The following is an 18,580-nucleotide window of genomic DNA, read 5'->3' on the forward strand; positions in this document are numbered from 1 at the left end:
TTTGCTATTTAAAGCATGTGGAGTGTTGAATGGAGGCGGAACCCGGAGTCGAACCGAGGTGGACGGATTTGCAATCCGCTGCATGGCCACTCTGCCATTCCGCCAAACCGTTGGACAACCTAATGAAAACTTGGAGCGGCACACGAGGCTCGAACTCGTGACCTCGACCTTGGCAAGGTCGCGCTCTACCAACTGAGCTAGTGCCGCATTGTTATTTAATTATCTGCGTTATTCAACATCTTGCGATGTTTACGCTGCTAACTAAGTAACTTTGGTTTTCTTTATCTTAGGGGCTATGCCCTCTCAACACGGACGCATTCTACAGAGATTATTAAACGCGTCAACACAAAAAATGCCACTTTTGAACTGTTTGATTATTTTTTATCTAAAACGGTGCGTTATTAGACGTTTACAATCAATTTTTGGTCAATTCACTCCATGCAGCCATTAAATATTGCACCATAGAGCTTAGTGTTAAATAGGTGGCTATATACAATAAAGCAAAACTTAAATAGATCATCCACGTATCGTATTGCCAAATTAGGCCAATAATCGCCAGCATTTGCGCCGCGGTTTTTATTTTGCCCATATTTGATACTGCAACGTTTCCACGTTTGCCTTGTTCGGCCATCCATTCACGTAATGCAGATATCACTATTTCACGGCTAATAATAATAAGTGCCGGAATCGTCATATACATAGACTGATAATGATCAGAGAGCGCAACAAGTGCAGCACACACCATAACCTTATCGGCTACAGGGTCTAAAAACGCACCAAAAGGCGTAGATTGCTCTAGCTTTCGTGCTAAATAGCCATCAAGTATATCGGTGATTGATGCAAGCCAAAAAATAAAAGCGGCAGCAAAAAACGCCCAGCTATAAGGCAAGTAAAATATCACCAAAAATATGGGGATAAGAAAAAGTCTAAAGGTTGTGAGTGTGTTTGGAATATTCCACATAACTACTTGGATATGTCTTTTTTTCTATATTCGCATGAAGGGCTAGCCCTTGTCATGCAAATGGTTAAATATCTTCTCAGCCATGTCAGGACTGATCCCAGGAACTTTCTTTAACTGTTCTATATTAGCAGCTTTTACCCCTTGCATGCCCCCTAAATATTTTAATAATGTTTGGCGGCGCTTAGAACCTACTCCATTGATCTCTTCTAATAATGATTGCGTGCGCTGTTTTTGGCGCTTATTACGATGCCCTGCAATAGCAAATCGGTGCGACTCATCGCGAATATGCTGGATTAAATGAAGTGCTGGCGCATCCGAATCCATAGGAATCGTTTTTCGCCCGCCATCAATTAATAAGGTTTCAAGGCCTGGCTTTCTGCTTGTGCCTTTTGCTACACCTACTAACAGCGGCATTTTAGCATGTGGCCACGTAGCAAAATACTGCTCTGCACGGCCTAGTTGCCCTTTACCACCGTCAATGAATATAACGTCAGGAATTTTGTCTTCATCTACCACTTTGTTGTAGCGTTTGTTCAGTGCAAACTCCATTGCCGCGTAATCATCACCGCCGGTTATACCCGTTACGTTGTAGCGTCTGTACTCTTTGTTATTTGGCCCTTGCGAATCAAATACTACACAACTGGCTACTGTGTTCTCCCCCATGGTATGGCTGATATCAAAACATTCCATTCTGTTTATATCATCTAAGCCTAGGGTCGCTTTTAATTGTGCATAACGTTTGTTTATAGAGTCTTGCGTACTTTGTTTAACGGTAATGCTGTTTAATGCGTTTTTATTAGCAAGTTGAAGGTATTGTGCTCGCTCTCCGCGGGTGACCACTTTAAGCGATACTTTGCGCTCACTAATTTGCGTAAGCGCTTCACTCAATGCGCTACTTTCTTCAATCTCGAACGGTAAAATAATCTCTTTTGCTATGCGCCCTGTCGCACCAGGCGCTAAATAATATTGCCCTAAAAACGAAGTGAGTATTTCCTCTTGCCCCGAATCTTTAGGGACTTTTGGAAAATAGGTTTTACTGCCTAGCACTTTATGATCACGGATCATTAATAAATGAATCCCGTTTAATCCATTTAAGTGCGCAAAACCTACCACATCCATTTCAGCAAAATTACCTGAAATAGACTGCTGCTCCTGCATTTTGCGCAGTAGCATAATTTGGTCGCGCACTTTAGCTGCGAGCTCAAAGTTAAGGTCTTTACTCGCCGCTTCCATTTTTTTTATTAAATCGGCTATTACTTCGTGCGACTTACCTGTTAAAAACTTACGTACATAATCAACTTGTTCGCCGTACTCTTGCTCTGTCACTTTATTAACACACGGTGCTGAACAGCGCTTTAGCTGATACTGTAAACACGGGCGGCTTCTGGCACGGTAATAGGCATCTTCGCACTGACGTACAGGAAATATTTTTTGCATTAAACGCAAACTTTCCGACACTGCGCCAGCACTTGGGAAAGGCCCAAAATACTCGCCTTTTACCTTGCGACTGCCTCTATGAAAGGCTAAACGCGGATGTTTATGACTGGTAAGTAATATATAGGGGTATGACTTATCATCACGTAATAAAATGTTATAACGCGGCTGATATTTTTTTATAAGGTTGTTTTCAAGCAGCAGGGCTTCGGTTTCGGTGTTTGTGAGTGTAACTTCAATATCGCAAATATTACTCACTAACACACGGGTTTTACTGTCGGTTAGATTAGATCTAAAGTAGCTACTTACTCGTTTTTTTAAGTTTTTAGCTTTACCGACATAAATAACTTGTTGTTCACTATCAAGCATACGGTATACACCCGGTTCACTTGATAGCGTTTTTAAAAATTGGGCGTGATCGAATTCAGACATAAATTAAAAAATTAATGAGATACGTCTATATCAATCATTTTATGGCGAATAGCCAAATGAGTAAGCTCGACGTCGCCCCCTACGTTTAATTTTTCAAACATACGGTAACGGTAGCTGTTCACTGTTTTTGAGCTTAAATTTAAGCGCTCGGCAATATCTTGAGCTTTTTCACCTTTGGTGATCATTAGCATAATTTGTAGCTCGCGCTCAGATAAGCTTTGAAAAGGGTTTTCATCGGTACGCCCTGTTACTTGCGCAAGGGCTATTTGTTGTGCAATTTCTGGGGCGATATAACGCTGACCTGCATGAACAGACCGTATAGCACGAACCATTTCATCAGAGCCTGCACCTTTGGTTAAAAAGCCATGCGCGCCAATTTGCATCACTTTTGATGGAAACGGGTCTTCGCAATTAACCGTAAGCACAATAATTTTTACATCTGGGCAATAGCGACAAATCTTTTTTGTGGCCTCTAGGCCACCCATGCCAGGCATGTTCATATCCATTAATACAATATTAGGTGCGTGCTGGCGACAAAACTGTACCGCAGCCTCTCCATCTTTAGCTTCGCCTACCACTTTAAAACCACGTACATCATCTAATATACGTTTTATACCAGTTCGTACCAGCTCATGGTCATCAACTAAAAGCACATTAATCAATGTAATACCCTCATTAACCTAACAATACGCGACAAACAATCTAATTTGCCACATTACCACAGTTAAAGCGAAACAATAACTAATATTATTGCTTCGCTTTAGGTGTACTCATCTTTTAGCATTATTTTACGACTGCTAAAAACCAGTACTTTAGTTTTTTATGACGCTGCTTTTTCGCTAAAACGGTCTACCCATAGGGCAATAATGCCATCGCCTGTAACATTACACGCAGTACCAAAGCTATCTTGCGCAAGGTAAAGTGCAATCATAAGTGCAACAGCGCCTTCGTTAAAGCCAAGCATACTGGTTAATAAACCGAGCGCCGACATTACTGCTCCACCAGGTGCACCTGGCGCTGCAATCATTACTACCCCTAACATCATAATAAACGGCAGCATCCCCATTAAAGAAGGTACTTCCATGCTTGGCGATAAAAACATAACGGCCATTGCACACGTCACAATCGTAATGGTAGAACCCGATAAATGAATAGTAGCGCACAGTGGCACTGTAAAGTTTGCTACATCTTCTTTCACGTTATTTGCTTTGCTTGATTGCAAAGACACCGGAATGGTTGCCGCGCTCGACATTGTCCCCAGTGCTGTAAAATAAGCAGGAAGCATATTTTTAACTAGCTCCAACGGGTTACGTTTAAGTAATATCCCCGTAGAAACATATAATACGGTTAGCCACAGCCAATGCATAACAAGTGCTGCAATAAGCACAACACCAAAGGTTTGCAATGTATCTACCACGGTCCCTGCTACGGTCATTTCTGCAAATACACCCGCAATGTAAAATGGTAATGCCGGAATAATTACTTTAGATAATAAAGCATCGATTACATCGCGACCCTGATCAGACACTTTTTTAAGTGTTTCTAATTCAAGTTGGCTCATGCCAATACCAAACACAAATGCAGTCACAAGCGCTGTCATTACACCCATCAGCGGTGGAATTTCTAAATCAATAAAACTGCCAATTTCAGTGGCAACTTCGGCTTCAAACGTAATATTGCCACTTAGCAGTGGAATAACCGCACTTACTAATAAAAAGGCAAGCGTACCTGCAATTACTGTAGAGCTATAAGCAAAGCCAACAGTTTTACCTAATAAATGGCCAGACCCTTTAGGCAAGCCCGCAATGCCCGAAGCAATAAAAAATAAAATAATTAATGGGATGGTAAAAGAAATGAGTTGGCCAATAAGTTCTTTAACAGTAAATAAAAGCTCAACACCTGTGAGAGGCACATAAAGCCCGACCAAAATACCGGCCACAATACCGGCAATTAATTTTAAGATTAACTTCATTGTGATTGCTTAGTTGAATATAGATAGAGTGTTTTTAACATGTTTTAGGCGCATTGTGTGATAAAAGTATTCAAGTTATATTCATGTGCACAAATAACACACAAAAACATCGCAATAATTAGCCTACTCTGAGCATTTTTTAACTACGTGGCGAAATTTACTCTTTAAATTTAAAAATGAGCCCGCATCTTTAATAACTAAAGCAACAATAATAACTAATTTTTATTTCGGCTGGTTATAAGCCCAATAGATATATGTTATAGCCAAACTTTACTTTAGTTTTTTTAAACTCGCAGTAAAGTGTATTTATATAGTTAATAGCAAAGGCTATTAACACATTGATCAGATTGTATCCAAAGGAACATTATGTCTACTATTTTTGAAGATAACTCACTAAGCATTGGTAATACACCACTGGTAAAACTTAATCGCGTAACAGGCGGAAACGTTTACGCTAAAGTAGAATCGCGTAATCCTAGCTTTAGTATTAAATGTCGTATTGGTGCATCAATGATTTGGGAAGCTGAAAAATCAGGTCAGCTTGTTGAAGGTAAGGAACTAATTGAACCTACATCGGGTAATACAGGTATTGCCCTTGCATTTGTTGCAGCAGCACGTGGTTACAAATTAACACTCACCATGCCCAATACAATGAGCCTAGAGCGCCGCAAACTATTAAAAGCATTAGGCGCTAACTTAGTGCTTACAGATGGCGCTAAAGGTATGAATGGCGCAATTGAAAAAGCAAAAGAAATTCAAGCAACAGATCCAGAAAAATACATTTTATTACAACAGTTCGAAAACCCAGCTAACCCTAAAATTCACTTTGAAACAACCGGCCCAGAAATTTTTGAAGCGCTTGATGGTAAAGTAGACTTTTTTGTAGCAGGCGTAGGCACTGGCGGTACTATTACAGGTGTTAGCCGTTACCTTAAAAACGAAAAAGGCCTAGATGTTAAAGCGATTGCAGTTGAGCCAACTAACTCACCTGTTATTAGCCAAACGCTTGCAGGCGAAGAAGTAAAACCAGGTCCACATAAAATTCAAGGTATTGGCGCAGGGTTTATTCCTGGTAATCTTGATTTAAGTGTGATTGATGGTGCTGAGCAAGTATCAAACGAAGATGCTATTGCAATGGCTCATGAGCTAATGAAAAAAGAAGGTATTTTAGTGGGTATTTCATCAGGCGCAGCTGTTGTTGCCGCTAAACGCCTTGCTGAAAAGCCAGAAAACGCTGATAAAAATATTGTGGTGATTTTACCAAGTGCCACAGAGCGTTACCTGTCTAGCCCAATGTTTGCTGAAGAATTTAGCGAGCAAGAATTAGTACAGTAAACTTCTCTCCTTGAGATACTTAAAAGGATGCTTATGGCATCCTTTTTTATTATTTATGATTCAATTTTCTATTTATTCCCCAGTGCTGCTTTACATCTTGTTTAATTAACCACACACTTTAAAAAAACTAATTAAAAACATTCAACATGAAAAAAATAACAGCTTATTTAAGTTTTATCGTATGCTTATTTTTAGCCGCCTGTGGCGATAGCGTACAAACGCTGGGCGACTCACCGGGCGATACAGCCACCGCTTACTTTGATGCATTGTATAATCAAAAAGATTTACAAAAAGCCAGCACAATGGCCACCCCTAACCTAAGCCGGATTATGAAATCCTATGGCACCGCTAAGCAATTTGCCCGAAACTTAGTAAACCTGCAATACGATGAAGTAGTAATTGAAGTCGATATGACCAATATGAGTGTACGCGAACAATATGGCGATAACGCCAAAATAAACCTCATTTTTACAGGCTACTTTAATGGCGATAAAGTCGATGATATGCGCAGCGTTAAAATGCTTCGTAAAAAAGGGAAATGGTATATCGATAAAATAGTTGCAGACCCTTACGCACGCTAACTTATACACCACAAAAAAGGCCTTACACATGTAAGGCCGTTTTGCGTTTAGCGCTTATCTTAAGCGTTATAATTCACCGGGTTTAAAGTTATCAACGGCAATTGCTTGTTTTCTTAGTTTATTGGTATGGTGCATTGCATCGGCATCTGCTTGCGCAAGGAGCTCATTCTCTAGTGCGTAATTTATTGCGCCTTCTATGTCGAGTGTTGCAGGGACCTTACCACTGCGTTGCCAGTGTTTTAATTCTTTAAACTGTGTTTGCATATCGTGCATAGCTAAAAATGCATTTTCCATCACGCCCGTGCCCGCATTTTCATCTACATAACATAAGTGCGTTAAACGGTTTCTAAACACCCCAGGTTGCGTCATATGCTCGCAAATACTTTGGGCTGTTTCATCACTTGGCTTGTGGTAGTGATTCCCCAGCGGAAACACAATGCGTTTAAGTAAAAAGTTAACCACCGGATTTGAAAAGTTTTTGAAAAAACCGTCAAACGCTTGGCCTATCTCATAAAGAGAATTTTCAATAGCGTATTTCACAAAAGGTAAATCAGCCTGTTGGCGCCCTTCATCTTCAAAGCGCTTTAATACAGTAGACGCCAAATATAAGTGGCTAAGCACATCACCTAAACGCGCCGAAATCATCTCTTTACGCTTTAACTCGCCACCGAGTACCAACATGGCTACATCTGTAGTAAAAGCAAGCCCTCGGCTCATTCTGCTTAGCTGTTTGTAATACACTGCGGTTGCACCGCACACGGGCGCTTTTGCCAAACAGCTTCGCGTAAGACCATGTACAAAAGCCATGCCGGCGTTACTGGCAGCAAATAAAATGTGCTTCATCAATAAACTATCAAATTGATCAAGTGCTGCATCATCGTCTTCCATTGCGGCAGCTTCCATTTCCTTTAACACAAACGGATGACAACGGGTGGCACCTTGGCCAAAAATCATTAAGTTGCGGGTTAAAATGTTTGCCCCTTCAACGGTAATCGATACCGGGATCCCCATATAACCATGGGCTAAATAGTTATTAGGCCCTACTTGAATACCTTTACCAGAATGAATGTCCATTGCATCGTTCATTACCGTACGCCCCATTTCGGTCATATGGTATTTTGCAATGGCGGTAACAACCGATGGGCTAAGTTTTAAATCTATTGCGCCTGCGGTCATTAAACGCGCAGACTCTAACGTATACGTTAACCCGCCAATACGGGCTAAGGCTTCTTGTACACCTTCAAATTGGCCAATTGATACACCAAACTGTTGGCGTACCACAGAGTAAGCAGAGGTCATTTTAGAGGCTAAATGCCCTGTTGCGGTGCTTAGTGCAGGTAAAGAAATACCGCGTCCAGCACTTAAACACTCAACCAACATGCGCCAGCCTCGCCCTGCGCCCTGCTCACCGCCAATAATCCAATCTAGCGGAATAAAAACATCTTTACCGTAGGTAGTTCCGTTCATAAATGCCATGTTTAATGGATAATGGCGCTCACCCGTTTCTACCCCTTCGTGATCTGTAGGAATTAGCGCACAGGTAATCCCTAGCTCTTTTTCATCGCCTAATATCCCATCTGGGTCATACATTTTAAAGGCAAGGCCAAGTACGGTTGCAACCGGCGCAAGCGTAATATAACGCTTAGACCAATTTAAACGCAGGCCTATAACTTCTTCACCATTATGCTGCCCTTTACACACTACGCCAGAGTCGGGAATACTGCCGGCATCAGAGCCAGCTTCTGGGCCGGTAAGTGCAAAACACGGCACATCTTTACCACTTGCAAGGCTTGGTAGCCAACGGTCTTGTTGCTCTTTTGTGCCATAATGCAGTAACAGCTCGCCTGGGCCTAAGCTATTAGGCACCATAACAGTAACCGCCGCAGTTAAGCTTTTTGTGGCAATTTTTGACACTATGGTTGAATTAGCAATGGCAGAGAACTCACGTCCACCAAATTTTTCAGGAATGATCAGCGCAAAAAAGCCCTCTGTTTTTAAGTAATCCCAGACTTCTTTTGGCAGGTCTTTGTCTTTTTGTACAATTTGGTAATCATCTAGCATCGCCAGTAGCGTGTTCACCTGATTATCCATAAAGTCATTTTCTTTATCGCTAAGTTCAGGCCTTGGAAAGTTATGCAGTTTTTGCCAATCTGGATTACCACTAAATAGCTCACCATCCCACCATACATCGCCGGCTTCCATTGCCTCTCGCTCAGTTTGCGAGAGCGGCGGAAGTACCTTTTTAAACATTTTAAACGTAGGACGGCTGATCAGGTTGAGGCGAATATCTTTGACTGCAAAAATAACCACCACCACGACCAGCAATATTATAAATACTGACATGAGCACATTCCTTTTACATTGAATGAAAATAGTAACTTAATTATGACCCATCTTAGTTTAAATACAATCATTGCGCGATGCACCACACGCCTTAACGTATTAATTTTATTGTTTTAAACATCGCTGCTATTATCACTTTCTTAATAACAATAAACCAAAGGAATACAATGAACACGCCACGCTTTAAACTAAGTATGAGCGCCCTCATAGTCGCAAGTACATTAGCGCTAACCGCCTGCGAAGCAGAAATAGCCATAGACACTACCGATTCAGCACAGACCGAGAAGCCTCTTACAAAACAAGATGCCAATGCATTTATTGCCAAAGCCGAGCAAGAACTAAGTGAGCTTTACCTAGAGTCGAGCCGCGCTGAGTGGATTTACGCAAACTTTATAACACACGACACCTCGGCGTTATCTGCCGAAGTTAATCGTAAAATGACCGAGTCGGTCGTACGTTTAGCCAATCAGGCAGCACAATTTGACGACTTAGCGCTTGATTACGATGCACGCCGCAAGCTTAATAAACTTAAACTTGCGCTTACTTTACCCGCTCCTCAGGACGCCGAAAAAACAGCTCAACTTTCAACTATTGTGGCAGAGCTAGGTGGTTTATACGGTAAAGGTAAATACTGTAAAGACGATGGCAGCTGTTTAAGCCTTGGTGATATGACCGCAAAAATGGCCACCAGCCGTGATTACAACGAGCTACTTGATTTATGGCAAGGGTGGCGTCAAATTTCAAAGCCAATGCGCCCACTTTACGAGCAGCAAGTAACCCTTACAAACGAAGGGGCTAAAGAGCTAGGTTATGCTGATACCGGCGCAATGTGGCGCAGCAAGTACGATATGCCAGCCGATGACTTTACAACCGAGCTTGACCGCATTTGGGGGCAAGTAAAACCACTTTATAACTCACTGCATTGTCATGTACGCGCTAAATTAGGCGAAAAATACGGCACCGACAAAGTAGCCCAAGATGAGCCTATTCCTGCGCACTTATTAGGAAACATGTGGGCGCAAGCGTGGGGTAATATTTACGATGTGGTCGCGCCAGAAAACGCCGATCCGGGTTACGATGTTACCGAGCTATTAGCTAAAAATAATTACGACGAGCTAAAAATGGTTAAAGGTGCTGAAACCTTTTTTACCTCAATGGGGTTTGAGCCACTGCCAGAGACCTTTTACGAGCGTTCGTTATTTGTAAAACCAAAAGACAGAGACGTACAGTGTCATGCCTCTGCTTGGAATATAGATAGCAAAGACGATTTACGCATTAAAATGTGTATTCAACGCACCGGCGAAGAATTTTCTGTTATTCACCATGAGCTAGGCCACAACTTTTATCAGCGCGCTTATAATAAACAACCTTTATTTTATCAAGAAAGTGCCAACGATGGTTTTCACGAAGCCATTGGCGACACCATTGCTTTATCGGTTACACCCGGTTACTTAAAAGAAATTGGTTTACTTGAGCAAGTACCTGATGAGTCAAAAGACATTGGCTTACTAATGAAAATGGCGCTAGATAAAGTTGCCTTTGTGCCCTTTAGCTTAATGGTTGATCAATGGCGCTGGCAGGTATTTTCGGGCCAAGTAAAGCCACAAGATTATAATAAAGCGTGGTGGGAGCTACGTGAAAAATACCAAGGTGTTAAAGCGCCTATTGCACGTAGCGAAGATGACTTTGATCCAGGTGCTAAATACCACGTACCAGGCAACACCCCTTATACACGTTACTTTTTAGCACATATTTTACAGTTTGAATTTCACCGTAGCTTATGTGAAATAGCTGGTAACGATAAAGCCATTCACCGCTGCTCTATTTATAATTCAAAAGAAGCAGGGGATAAGCTAAACGCAATGCTAGAAATGGGCTCTTCTCGTCCATGGCAAGAAGCCCTTGAAACCATCACAGGCAAGCCGCAAATGGATGCAACCGCTATGCTTGATTACTTTGCACCGCTGCAACGCTATTTAGATGAGCAGAACAAAGGCCGTAATTGCGGCTGGTAAAACGTTTACCACGGTTAACTTAAGTTAGAAACAACAAAGCCCGCTACAGTAGCGGGCTTTTTGTTCAGTAACTAACTTTTGGTTAAATTAGAACTGTAAGCTTACATTTGCAAAGTAAGCATCGTAATCAGAATCATCCCAGTTATTACCGTAACCTGCTTCTAAACCAACATTGTTATTGAAAAAGTGTTGAGCACCAAAAGCGTAGTCATCGTTCTTGTTAACTGTAACAAACACCGATGTTGCTTTACTGAAATAGTAGTTAGATGCTAATTCCCAGTTACTTGAACCACCATCAACATCTTCAAATTTACCTTCAACAGTTAAGTAGTTACCTTGCTGTAAATCAACAAAGTACTTAGCTGCTACTGCACGGTAATCAAACTCGTCATCTGCTGTTACTGTAAAGCCGATATAATCAGTGCTGTTTAATTCGTGGTTATATGCTAAGTCAAACACAAACTGATTGTCAGCATCTTCAACATCTACAAACGTTGCTTTTAATACAAGGTTTGGATTAAAGAAGTAACCAGCTGAAAGTTCAATTACATCCGTGCTTGAGCCAAAATCACTATCGAAGTTATTGTACTGTGCACCTAGTACAAAATCTTCTACAAAATACTCACCGCCAATGCTAGTAACGTCTAAAAAATCATTATCACTGTATGCACCATAAACATTTGTTTGCTTATTGATGTACTCAAATTGATCATAAGGACCTAACGTCGCTTTTGGAGAAAAGTAATAAGTTGAGTCAACACTTACCGTGTCATCTCCATCAATGTCCATGTATCCTACGTGGCTGATAGATTGGTAAGTATCTGCTGCCATTGCAGTGGTTGCAGCGCTTGATAATAAAATACTCGAAATGATAACGGCTAATTTTTTCATTTTAAATTCCCTATAAATGTTATTTTCTATGCTTGGGCCGTGTAGCCAAAGTCGGGCCGCATCCTAACAATAAATAATGAACAAAAAATGAATGAGAGAACAAATTAAACACAATATCAACAACTTAAATTGTTAATCATTCCGTACAAATGTAAATATAAAGCACACCTTAAATCTACAGTAGAATTATATCTCAGCATTTAAACTTCAAAAGTAATAAATAAGGTACAAACTGTCGCTAAATTGAATACAACTTAACTATTCGATAAACCTCATCAATATAACTATCCCTCATTATATTTTTCTCATTTTTCAAAAAAATTATTATTTTTAATTTAAAAAATGCTATTTAGATGAGCAGAACAAAGACCGTAATTGCACCTGGTAAAACTTTTACCACGGATAATTTAAGTTAAAAACAACAAAGCCCGCTACAGTAGCGGGCTTTTTGTGCTTTTAATTAAGTACAGGGCTTAATTAAAACTGAAAACGCATGTTTGCAAAGTATGCATCGTTATCAGAGTCATCTGCATTGTTCTCGTAACCTACTTTAAGACCAATGTTTTTATTGATGAAGTGCTGAGCACCAAAGCTGTATGTATCTTGCTTGTTGTAGTTAGCAAATACCGAGGTTGCTTTTGAGAAGTAGTAGTTAGTTTCTGCTACCCACTGGTTTTCTGCATCTTCAATGCTCTCGTATTTACCTTCAAACGTTAAAAAGTTACCTTGCTGTAAGTCAATAAAGTACTTAGCTGCAACAGCGCGGTAATCAAATTCGTCATCAGATGTAAGTGTTACACCTACGTAGTCTGTGCTGTTTAGCATGTGATTGTATGCTAAATCAAACAAAGCAAAGTCATCGCCGTCTTTGTTTTCAACAAGCGTTACTTTTGCTAATAAATCAGGGTTAAAGAAGTAGCCACCAGTTAGCTTGTAAAGCTCACCGTTAGAGCCCGAATCTGGGTCAAGGTTTTCGTAAGATGCGCCAACAACAAATTCATTAATAAAGTATTCGCCACCAATGTTAGTAACATCGCCAAAGTCGTCATCAGCATAACCGCCGTAAACGTTAGTTTGTTTATTAATGTACTCAAACTGATCGTACGGACCTAATGTTTTTTTAGGAGATAGGTAATAAATAGAGTCTACAGCAACGGTGTCGTTGTTATCGCTATCTTTGTAGCTTAAATTACTGATTGAATTGTAGCTGTCTGCAGCAGCCGCAGTGCTAGATAATAAAATGCTTGAAATAATAACTGCTAATTTTTTCATTGTAAGACTTCCCTTTGTGCATTGCTTTTTATGCTTTAGCTCATTGACTAAAGTGGGGACATGCTAACGCTGAGAAACTGAATGAAAACTTAATTAAGCAGTTGTATTTATTAAGTTAATTGTAAGTAGGTGTAAGAAACTGTAAATTTAAAGTAGTTGCAACATATAGTCAACAACTACTTAAAACATGTTCAGCAAACTAAAGCGCATGCTGACTTATTACACGATAAACTTCGTTAATATTATCGCCCGATTTAAACTCTTTACTAATAGGCGTTGGGTCTGAACCAATCCAAATTTTAAGCTCGGCATCTAAATCAAAGTGCCCTGCACTTTCTTTACTAAACTTAGTAATTTTAGAATAAGCAATACTCACCATTTCCATTTTAGAGCCGGTCATACCTTGCTTATCAATTAAAATTAAACGCTTATTAGTAAAAATAAACATATCGCGAATCACCTTATAGGCTTTTTCTACTTGTTCGCCATCTATTAGGGTATTAGCAAGTACTTTTTCTAAGTCAGAATCATCTACTTCGCTTGCATTTCCCATTAAACCACTGAGTAGTCCCATTATGCTTTCTCCTGTGTAAATATTTGATTTTCTAAGGTGTGACCATTTACTAACTGCCTATATTGCCAGTTTTGTTGATGGCAAAAGTTTAATAAAGCAATATCAAGTGGCTCACCGGTTGGCTGGTACTCAATCACGTATTCTTTATGTTGGCTCATATACACACGGCTTACACCTGCTAACGCCTGCAGTTGCTGCTCCACATTTTGATACGCCTCGTTGAGCATTAAGGTATAAAAGTGAGTATGCGTATTGTTGTCTTTTGTTTGGTGCTCGCTCAAAATGCCCTTATCTAGGTGGAGCACTTGGGAGCATAATCGCTCAAGTTCGGTTAAATCGTGCGAACTTAAAATAAAGGTGGCTTCATCGCTTAAGCTCGATACCAGCTCTCGCACCTCCCTGGCATGAATAGGGTCAAGCCCTGCTGTGGCTTCATCAAGCATCACTATTTTCGGCGAGCCAATCAGCGCTTGTGCTATCGTTACCCGTTTGCGCATACCGTGAGATAAATCGCCCGCACGCTGTTTAGCGACTTCTTTTAAGCCTACCAAATCAAGTACGCGCAGCGCTTCATTGTGGCTTTGTTTAGCGCCCATGCCTTGAAGCTTGCCATAAAACGCCAGTTGCTTATCTATATTAAAACGCGGATCTAACTGCGCATCTTGCGGTAATGCACTTACTTGGTTGAACAACGCTGCACTACCAGGCTTATGCCCTAAAATACTGAGCTCACCGTGGCTTGGGTTAATATAGCCGCACAATAAACTAAATAATGTGGTTTTACCGGCGCCATTAGGGCCCACTAACGCCACAGGTGCGCCTTTTTGAATTTCAAAGCTTACGTTGTTAAGTGCTTGCTTTGCGCCATACGATTTACTCAAGCCGCTGGCTTTTATTAATACGCTCATAGCGAACTCCTTGTAAATATTCGATGCGCAATTGCTATAAATACAGCGCTTTGAATAAGCGGCACACCTAAGGCACTCAATAAAGGTAGGTTTTGCCCAGCTAAAAGTTCAGAATTAACCCCTGGGAAAAGGTAATCGAGCGCATTTAGAGCCGGTACTTGCCACGCCAATATACCCACAATAATGCCGCCACCAGCAAAATATAAAATGGCTAATACAATTGCTAAACGAGACGAGCGAGCAAACGTGTTAATCAAACTCATTAATGCCACAAACGGGCTAAGTACCACCACCATTATTATAAATATAGAAACCGCACGGCTTAACCCCCCCATTAATAGGCTAGGCTCTCTGTAGCCAAGTACGCCAAGGGTTGCCACTAGGGTAATAGCTAATAAACACGCTAACACGCCAAGCTGACCTAAAAAACGGCCAAATAAAATTTCAAACCGAGTAGAACGCAATGATAAAAACCGTAATGTGCCGCGCTCTCTATCGCCAACGGTTTGATCGCTTGATATAAAAATAGCAAACAGCGGAAAGCTATACAAAGCGACTAGCCAGTACATAGCAAATTCGGCCTCAGGCCAATCAAGCAACTTACTTAAACCAATACTGCCTGAAATATCGCGTGCCATTTGTTCAAAATTGGGGGCACTAATAATGCTGACGGCTTGGCCTATCGGGTAGCGTAAAATAAGTAACCAAACAAGGGCAAAGGCGGCCATTGCAATTAAGCCGCGTTTGGTTAAAAACATACGTACTAGCTCAAAACCCGCTATTTGGGTTAATCGCCCTATGTTCACTGATGATGTTGCCATTGGCTTTCCTTAATGACGTTGCTCATGCTTTAAAATAAAGCGTAATGTAACAACAGTAAGTGTAAACACCTTGAATTACCAGTAAAAAAAAGCTCACCATACGTGAGCTTTGTAACAAACCGTTTAAATGTAACAGGCCAAACTTTGTTTATTTAGCCTATTTTTATAAATGCTGTTGGTATACCTCAAGTGCTTGGCTTAAGTCATTAATTAAATCATCAATGTCTTCAAGGCCAATATGCAAGCGAATAACAGGGCCTAAATCCCAGCCGGTGTTCGAACGTAAACCTTCCATGGTCAAATTGGCGGTGACTAAACTTTCAAAGCCGCCCCACGAAAAGCCCATTTTAATGTGCTCAAGGCTATCTAAAAACGCATCAATGGCTTTTTGGTTACCGGTTTTCATTACAAATGAAAACAATCCATTGCTGCCATCAAAGTCGCGCTTAAAAAATTCATGCCCAGGGCAGCTTGCAAATGCAGGATGGCGAATATGATCAACTAACTCATGTTGCTCAAGCCATTTTGCCACCTCTATAGCCGCCTTTTCGTGCTGATTTAAACGCACTGCCATAGTACGTAAGCCTCTAAGCGCTAAATAGGCATCATCTGCGCTGGTGCATTGCCCTAATAAGTACGACTGCTCACGTAGGGTTGGCCAGTACTTTTTATTTGCCACTGCAACACCCATCATTACATCAGAGTGGCCAACAATGTACTTAGTTGCTGCTTGAATACTAATATCTACACCGTGTTCAAGTGGGCGGTAATGCAAGCCATTGCCGTAGGTGTTATCAAGCATGGTCATAATATTATGCTCATTGGCTACTTTAACCATGGCAGGTACATCTTGTATTTCCATGGTTATAGAGCCAGGCGATTCTAAAAACAGCACTTTTGTGTTTGGCTGAATATACGCCTCAATACCTGCGCCAATTGTAGGTGGGTAGTAAGTGGTGGTAACACCTAGCCCCGCTAAAATTTTATCGCAAAAATCACGCGTAGGTTCATACACGTTATCAACCATTAAAATATGATCGCCTGCCTTTACAAACGACAATAACGCTTGGCTTATTGCCGCAGCGCCGCATGGGTAAAGTGCGCAGCCTTCGCCGCCTTCAAGCTCGGTTATCGCCTCTTGCAGTGCAAAATGTGTAGTTGTGCCACGGCGGCCATAAAATAATGTTTTATCTCCGCGGGTTTTAGCTGCTTCTTTTAATTCGGCCACGCTGTCAAATACAATTGTAGAAGCGCGCTGTACTACGGGATTTACCACACCATGGGTGTAGGCTTTTTTACGCCCCGTTGATACTAACTGGGTATTTTTATTTTTGCTTGTCGACATTACCAATCCTTAAGCCTTATTTGAAAGCCATTGTTCAATTAAAAAACGCGAAATTGAATCGACCCGAGGGAGTTTATAATGATCGCCTTCATCGCCCATATTGCCAAACGCCTTAACTTCTTCGCGCGTAAACCATTTGGCATCGTCTAATTCGTCTTTATCTACGTTTATTTGCTCAGTTTTAGCCTGAGCAATAAAACCCAACATAATAGAGGAAGGGAATGGCCAGGGTTGCGAGGCAATATAACGTACATTATCAACGTCAATGCCTGCTTCTTCTTTAACTTCGCGCGCTACAGCTTGCTCTAGTGTTTCACCTGGATCTACAAAGCCTGCCAATGACGAATACATACCTTGTTGCCATATTGCTTGGCGACCCAATAAACAACGCTCTATTCCATCTTCAAATACTTTAGTAACCACCATAATTACTGCAGGGTCAGTGCGTGGAAATGTAGGGTGCTTGCAGTGCTCGTTTTCACATAGGCGTGAATGCCCTGCCTCTACTAATGTATTTTTACTGCCACAACGCCCACAAAAACTATGCGTTGCATGCCAATAACATAAGCCACGTGCAAGTGCGGCTATAGAGCCATCTTGTATATCAACGTGAGGGCCATATTGGCGTATATCAAAAAACTGTGCGTCGCCTATAACGCACTTGAGTTCGTCATCGTGTATGGCTGAAACATCTAACGCAAACACACCCTGTTGCTCAGTATTTGAGCCTAAATAAATAGCGTTTGATAAATCTAAATGGGCAATTTGCTGATACGTTAAGTAGCACACTTGAGCTGCGTCTTTATAAAACAAAGTGTGGTTATTATTCACCAAAAGCCACTTACTTTGTGCCGACATTTGCGCGTTTAACCACGCCGCGTTTTTACGAAAATTAGACCCGCGGTCTAATGGCATGTCGCTGTAATAAAGCATGTGAGTCCTCAATAACATGGTATGGCGTAAAATTACCATAACCGCTGAGTAAACCCAATTTATTACCGCAATAAAAAAAGCCTATATTAGCTATATAGGCTCTTTATTAAAAACTCTCATGTTGCAGGCACTTAGCCGCTATATTTTATGCTTTAGAGTAGCAAGCTATCATCAATTAAATGAAACTGTTCTGCACTTTGCTTAAGCACCTCTGCGGTTAACTTATCGGCCCCGTAAACATCGCACGGTACATTGTATTGATTTTTTAAATGCCCTAGCAATAACGCAAAGTCGCCATCACCAGAGAGCAAAATAACTTTATCGAGGTTTTTGCCTTGCTCTAGCATATCTATCGTTATGCCTACATCCCAATCCCCTTTTGCGCTGCCGTCACGGCGCTGAATAAACGGCTTTAGTTTTACCTCAAAGCCAATAGCACGCAAAATATTTTGAAACTGGTTTTGTTTTTCATCACCGCGGTGAATGGCATACGCAAATGCACAATCGATAGAATACTGCTGCTTCATGTGCGCCCAAAATGCATTGTAATCAAAGTTTTTACGGTAACTTTCGCGGCACGTGTAATAAATGTTTTGTACATCAACAAAAATACCGACACGTGGCTTACTGATTTGCTGATCGTTTTGTAAAGTCATTTGTTTCCTTAAGTGCTCACAGCTCAGCGCAGCTGAAAAAAAAACGCCATTAACGAGTGAACCTTGCAATTTTGTTTTAAGTAACCTAAATTGGTTACTTAACTAAA

16 protein-coding genes and 2 tRNA genes are annotated in these 18,580 nt (G+C 41.0%); 3 read left to right on the plus strand and 15 right to left on the minus strand.

The features are described from left to right. Positions 1–30: 30 nt before the first annotated feature. The 6 genes from B2R65_RS15615 to B2R65_RS15640 form a co-directional block, all read right to left on the minus strand. Positions 31–104, minus strand: a tRNA-Cys gene (locus B2R65_RS15615). A 27-nt stretch (positions 105–131) separates the two neighbouring features. Beyond that, a tRNA-Gly gene (locus tag B2R65_RS15620) sits at positions 132–207 on the minus strand. A gap of 208 nt (positions 208–415) precedes the next feature. Next, on the minus strand, positions 416–961 hold the full coding sequence (gene pgsA, locus B2R65_RS15625; protein WP_024033647.1) for a CDP-diacylglycerol--glycerol-3-phosphate 3-phosphatidyltransferase: 546 nt from the start codon (positions 959–961) through the stop codon (positions 416–418). A gap of 42 nt (positions 962–1,003) precedes the next feature. Next, positions 1,004–2,827 carry an excinuclease ABC subunit UvrC gene (uvrC, locus tag B2R65_RS15630; protein WP_004589510.1) on the minus strand — a complete coding sequence of 608 codons (1,824 nt, stop codon included), beginning with the start codon at positions 2,825–2,827 and terminating at the stop codon, positions 1,004–1,006. 11 nt (positions 2,828–2,838) lie between these two features. Next, a complete protein-coding gene (gene uvrY, locus B2R65_RS15635; protein WP_004589511.1) occupies positions 2,839–3,489 on the minus strand; it encodes a UvrY/SirA/GacA family response regulator transcription factor in 651 nt (216 codons plus the stop codon). Positions 3,490–3,647: 158 nt separating this feature from the next. Further along, positions 3,648–4,799 (minus strand): dicarboxylate/amino acid:cation symporter, encoded by a 1,152-nt coding sequence (locus B2R65_RS15640; protein ID WP_024033649.1) that lies wholly within the window; start codon positions 4,797–4,799, stop codon positions 3,648–3,650. 366 nt (positions 4,800–5,165) lie between these two features. Between B2R65_RS15640 and cysK the strand changes: the two genes are divergently transcribed. After that, entirely contained in the window at positions 5,166–6,134 is a 969-nt protein-coding gene (gene cysK, locus B2R65_RS15645; RefSeq protein ID WP_004589513.1) for a cysteine synthase A, read from the plus strand. Positions 6,135–6,280: 146 nt separating this feature from the next. Further along, the gene (locus B2R65_RS15650; protein ID WP_029773124.1) at positions 6,281–6,715 is read left to right on the plus strand and encodes a hypothetical protein; all 435 of its coding nucleotides are present in this window, start codon (positions 6,281–6,283) and stop codon (positions 6,713–6,715) included. Positions 6,716–6,781: 66 nt separating this feature from the next. Here B2R65_RS15650 and B2R65_RS15655 read toward each other — a convergent pair whose 3' ends face one another. Further along, on the minus strand, positions 6,782–9,058 hold the full coding sequence (locus B2R65_RS15655; protein ID WP_096041942.1) for an acyl-CoA dehydrogenase: 2,277 nt from the start codon (positions 9,056–9,058) through the stop codon (positions 6,782–6,784). A gap of 167 nt (positions 9,059–9,225) precedes the next feature. Here B2R65_RS15655 and B2R65_RS15660 point away from each other — a divergent pair, with 167 nt between their 5' ends. Next, complete coding sequence (locus tag B2R65_RS15660) at positions 9,226–11,073, plus strand: M2 family metallopeptidase (RefSeq protein ID WP_286744209.1); 1,848 nt, start codon at positions 9,226–9,228, stop codon at positions 11,071–11,073. A gap of 87 nt (positions 11,074–11,160) precedes the next feature. Here the strand turns inward: B2R65_RS15660 and B2R65_RS15665 are convergent, their stop codons facing one another. The 8 genes from B2R65_RS15665 to B2R65_RS15700 all read right to left on the minus strand — a co-directional run bounded on the left by B2R65_RS15665 (position 11,161) and on the right by B2R65_RS15700 (position 18,473). Then, positions 11,161–11,964 (minus strand): putative porin, encoded by an 804-nt coding sequence (locus tag B2R65_RS15665; protein WP_286744211.1) that lies wholly within the window; start codon positions 11,962–11,964, stop codon positions 11,161–11,163. Between the two features lie 477 nt (positions 11,965–12,441). Beyond that, positions 12,442–13,236: a putative porin gene (locus tag B2R65_RS15670; RefSeq protein WP_286744214.1), complete on the minus strand. Its 795-nt coding sequence runs from the start codon at positions 13,234–13,236 to the stop codon at positions 12,442–12,444. Positions 13,237–13,435: 199 nt separating this feature from the next. Further along, positions 13,436–13,810: a PH domain-containing protein gene (locus tag B2R65_RS15675; RefSeq protein ID WP_004589518.1), complete on the minus strand. Its 375-nt coding sequence runs from the start codon at positions 13,808–13,810 to the stop codon at positions 13,436–13,438. Then, entirely contained in the window at positions 13,810–14,718 is a 909-nt protein-coding gene (locus B2R65_RS15680) for an ABC transporter ATP-binding protein (protein ID WP_024033654.1), read from the minus strand. Before B2R65_RS15680 ends, B2R65_RS15675 begins: the two co-directional genes overlap by 1 nt. Then, the gene (locus tag B2R65_RS15685; RefSeq protein WP_264390631.1) at positions 14,715–15,539 is read right to left on the minus strand and encodes an ABC transporter permease; all 825 of its coding nucleotides are present in this window, start codon (positions 15,537–15,539) and stop codon (positions 14,715–14,717) included. The genes B2R65_RS15680 and B2R65_RS15685 overlap by 4 nt, the downstream gene beginning before the upstream one ends. A 163-nt stretch (positions 15,540–15,702) precedes the next feature. Beyond that, entirely contained in the window at positions 15,703–16,884 is a 1,182-nt protein-coding gene (locus B2R65_RS15690; protein ID WP_286744219.1) for a cystathionine beta-lyase, read from the minus strand. A gap of 9 nt (positions 16,885–16,893) precedes the next feature. Beyond that, positions 16,894–17,817: an NAD(+) diphosphatase gene (gene nudC / locus B2R65_RS15695; RefSeq protein ID WP_029771750.1), complete on the minus strand. Its 924-nt coding sequence runs from the start codon at positions 17,815–17,817 to the stop codon at positions 16,894–16,896. 152 nt (positions 17,818–17,969) lie between these two features. Then, positions 17,970–18,473 (minus strand): LabA-like NYN domain-containing protein, encoded by a 504-nt coding sequence (locus tag B2R65_RS15700; protein WP_004589523.1) that lies wholly within the window; start codon positions 18,471–18,473, stop codon positions 17,970–17,972. Positions 18,474–18,580: the final 107 nt, after the last annotated feature.

Source organism: Pseudoalteromonas sp. UBA2102 (genome assembly GCF_002331165.1).
In the GTDB taxonomy this organism is placed as follows: domain Bacteria; phylum Pseudomonadota; class Gammaproteobacteria; order Enterobacterales; family Alteromonadaceae; genus Pseudoalteromonas; species Pseudoalteromonas atlantica.

Bases quoted from the DNA above. Each gene is read 5' to 3' on its own strand.
- pgsA (WP_024033647.1), bottom strand. From the start codon at position 961: ATGTGGAATATTCCAAACACACTCACAACCTTTAGACTTTTTCTTATC.
- uvrC (WP_004589510.1), bottom strand. From the start codon at position 2,827: ATGTCTGAATTCGATCACGCCCAATTTTTAAAAACGCTATCAAGTGAA.
- B2R65_RS15640 (WP_024033649.1), bottom strand. From the start codon at position 4,799: ATGAAGTTAATCTTAAAATTAATTGCCGGTATTGTGGCCGGTATTTTG.
- cysK (WP_004589513.1), top strand. From the start codon at position 5,166: ATGTCTACTATTTTTGAAGATAACTCACTAAGCATTGGTAATACACCA.
- B2R65_RS15650 (WP_029773124.1), top strand. From the start codon at position 6,281: ATGAAAAAAATAACAGCTTATTTAAGTTTTATCGTATGCTTATTTTTA.
- B2R65_RS15655 (WP_096041942.1), bottom strand. From the start codon at position 9,058: ATGTCAGTATTTATAATATTGCTGGTCGTGGTGGTGGTTATTTTTGCA.
- B2R65_RS15660 (WP_286744209.1), top strand. From the start codon at position 9,226: ATGAACACGCCACGCTTTAAACTAAGTATGAGCGCCCTCATAGTCGCA.
- B2R65_RS15665 (WP_286744211.1), bottom strand. From the start codon at position 11,964: ATGAAAAAATTAGCCGTTATCATTTCGAGTATTTTATTATCAAGCGCT.
- B2R65_RS15670 (WP_286744214.1), bottom strand. From the start codon at position 13,236: ATGAAAAAATTAGCAGTTATTATTTCAAGCATTTTATTATCTAGCACT.
- B2R65_RS15675 (WP_004589518.1), bottom strand. From the start codon at position 13,810: ATGGGACTACTCAGTGGTTTAATGGGAAATGCAAGCGAAGTAGATGAT.
- B2R65_RS15680 (WP_024033654.1), bottom strand. From the start codon at position 14,718: ATGAGCGTATTAATAAAAGCCAGCGGCTTGAGTAAATCGTATGGCGCA.
- B2R65_RS15685 (WP_264390631.1), bottom strand. From the start codon at position 15,539: ATGGCAACATCATCAGTGAACATAGGGCGATTAACCCAAATAGCGGGT.
- B2R65_RS15690 (WP_286744219.1), bottom strand. From the start codon at position 16,884: ATGTCGACAAGCAAAAATAAAAATACCCAGTTAGTATCAACGGGGCGT.
- nudC (WP_029771750.1), bottom strand. From the start codon at position 17,817: ATGCTTTATTACAGCGACATGCCATTAGACCGCGGGTCTAATTTTCGT.
- B2R65_RS15700 (WP_004589523.1), bottom strand. From the start codon at position 18,473: ATGACTTTACAAAACGATCAGCAAATCAGTAAGCCACGTGTCGGTATT.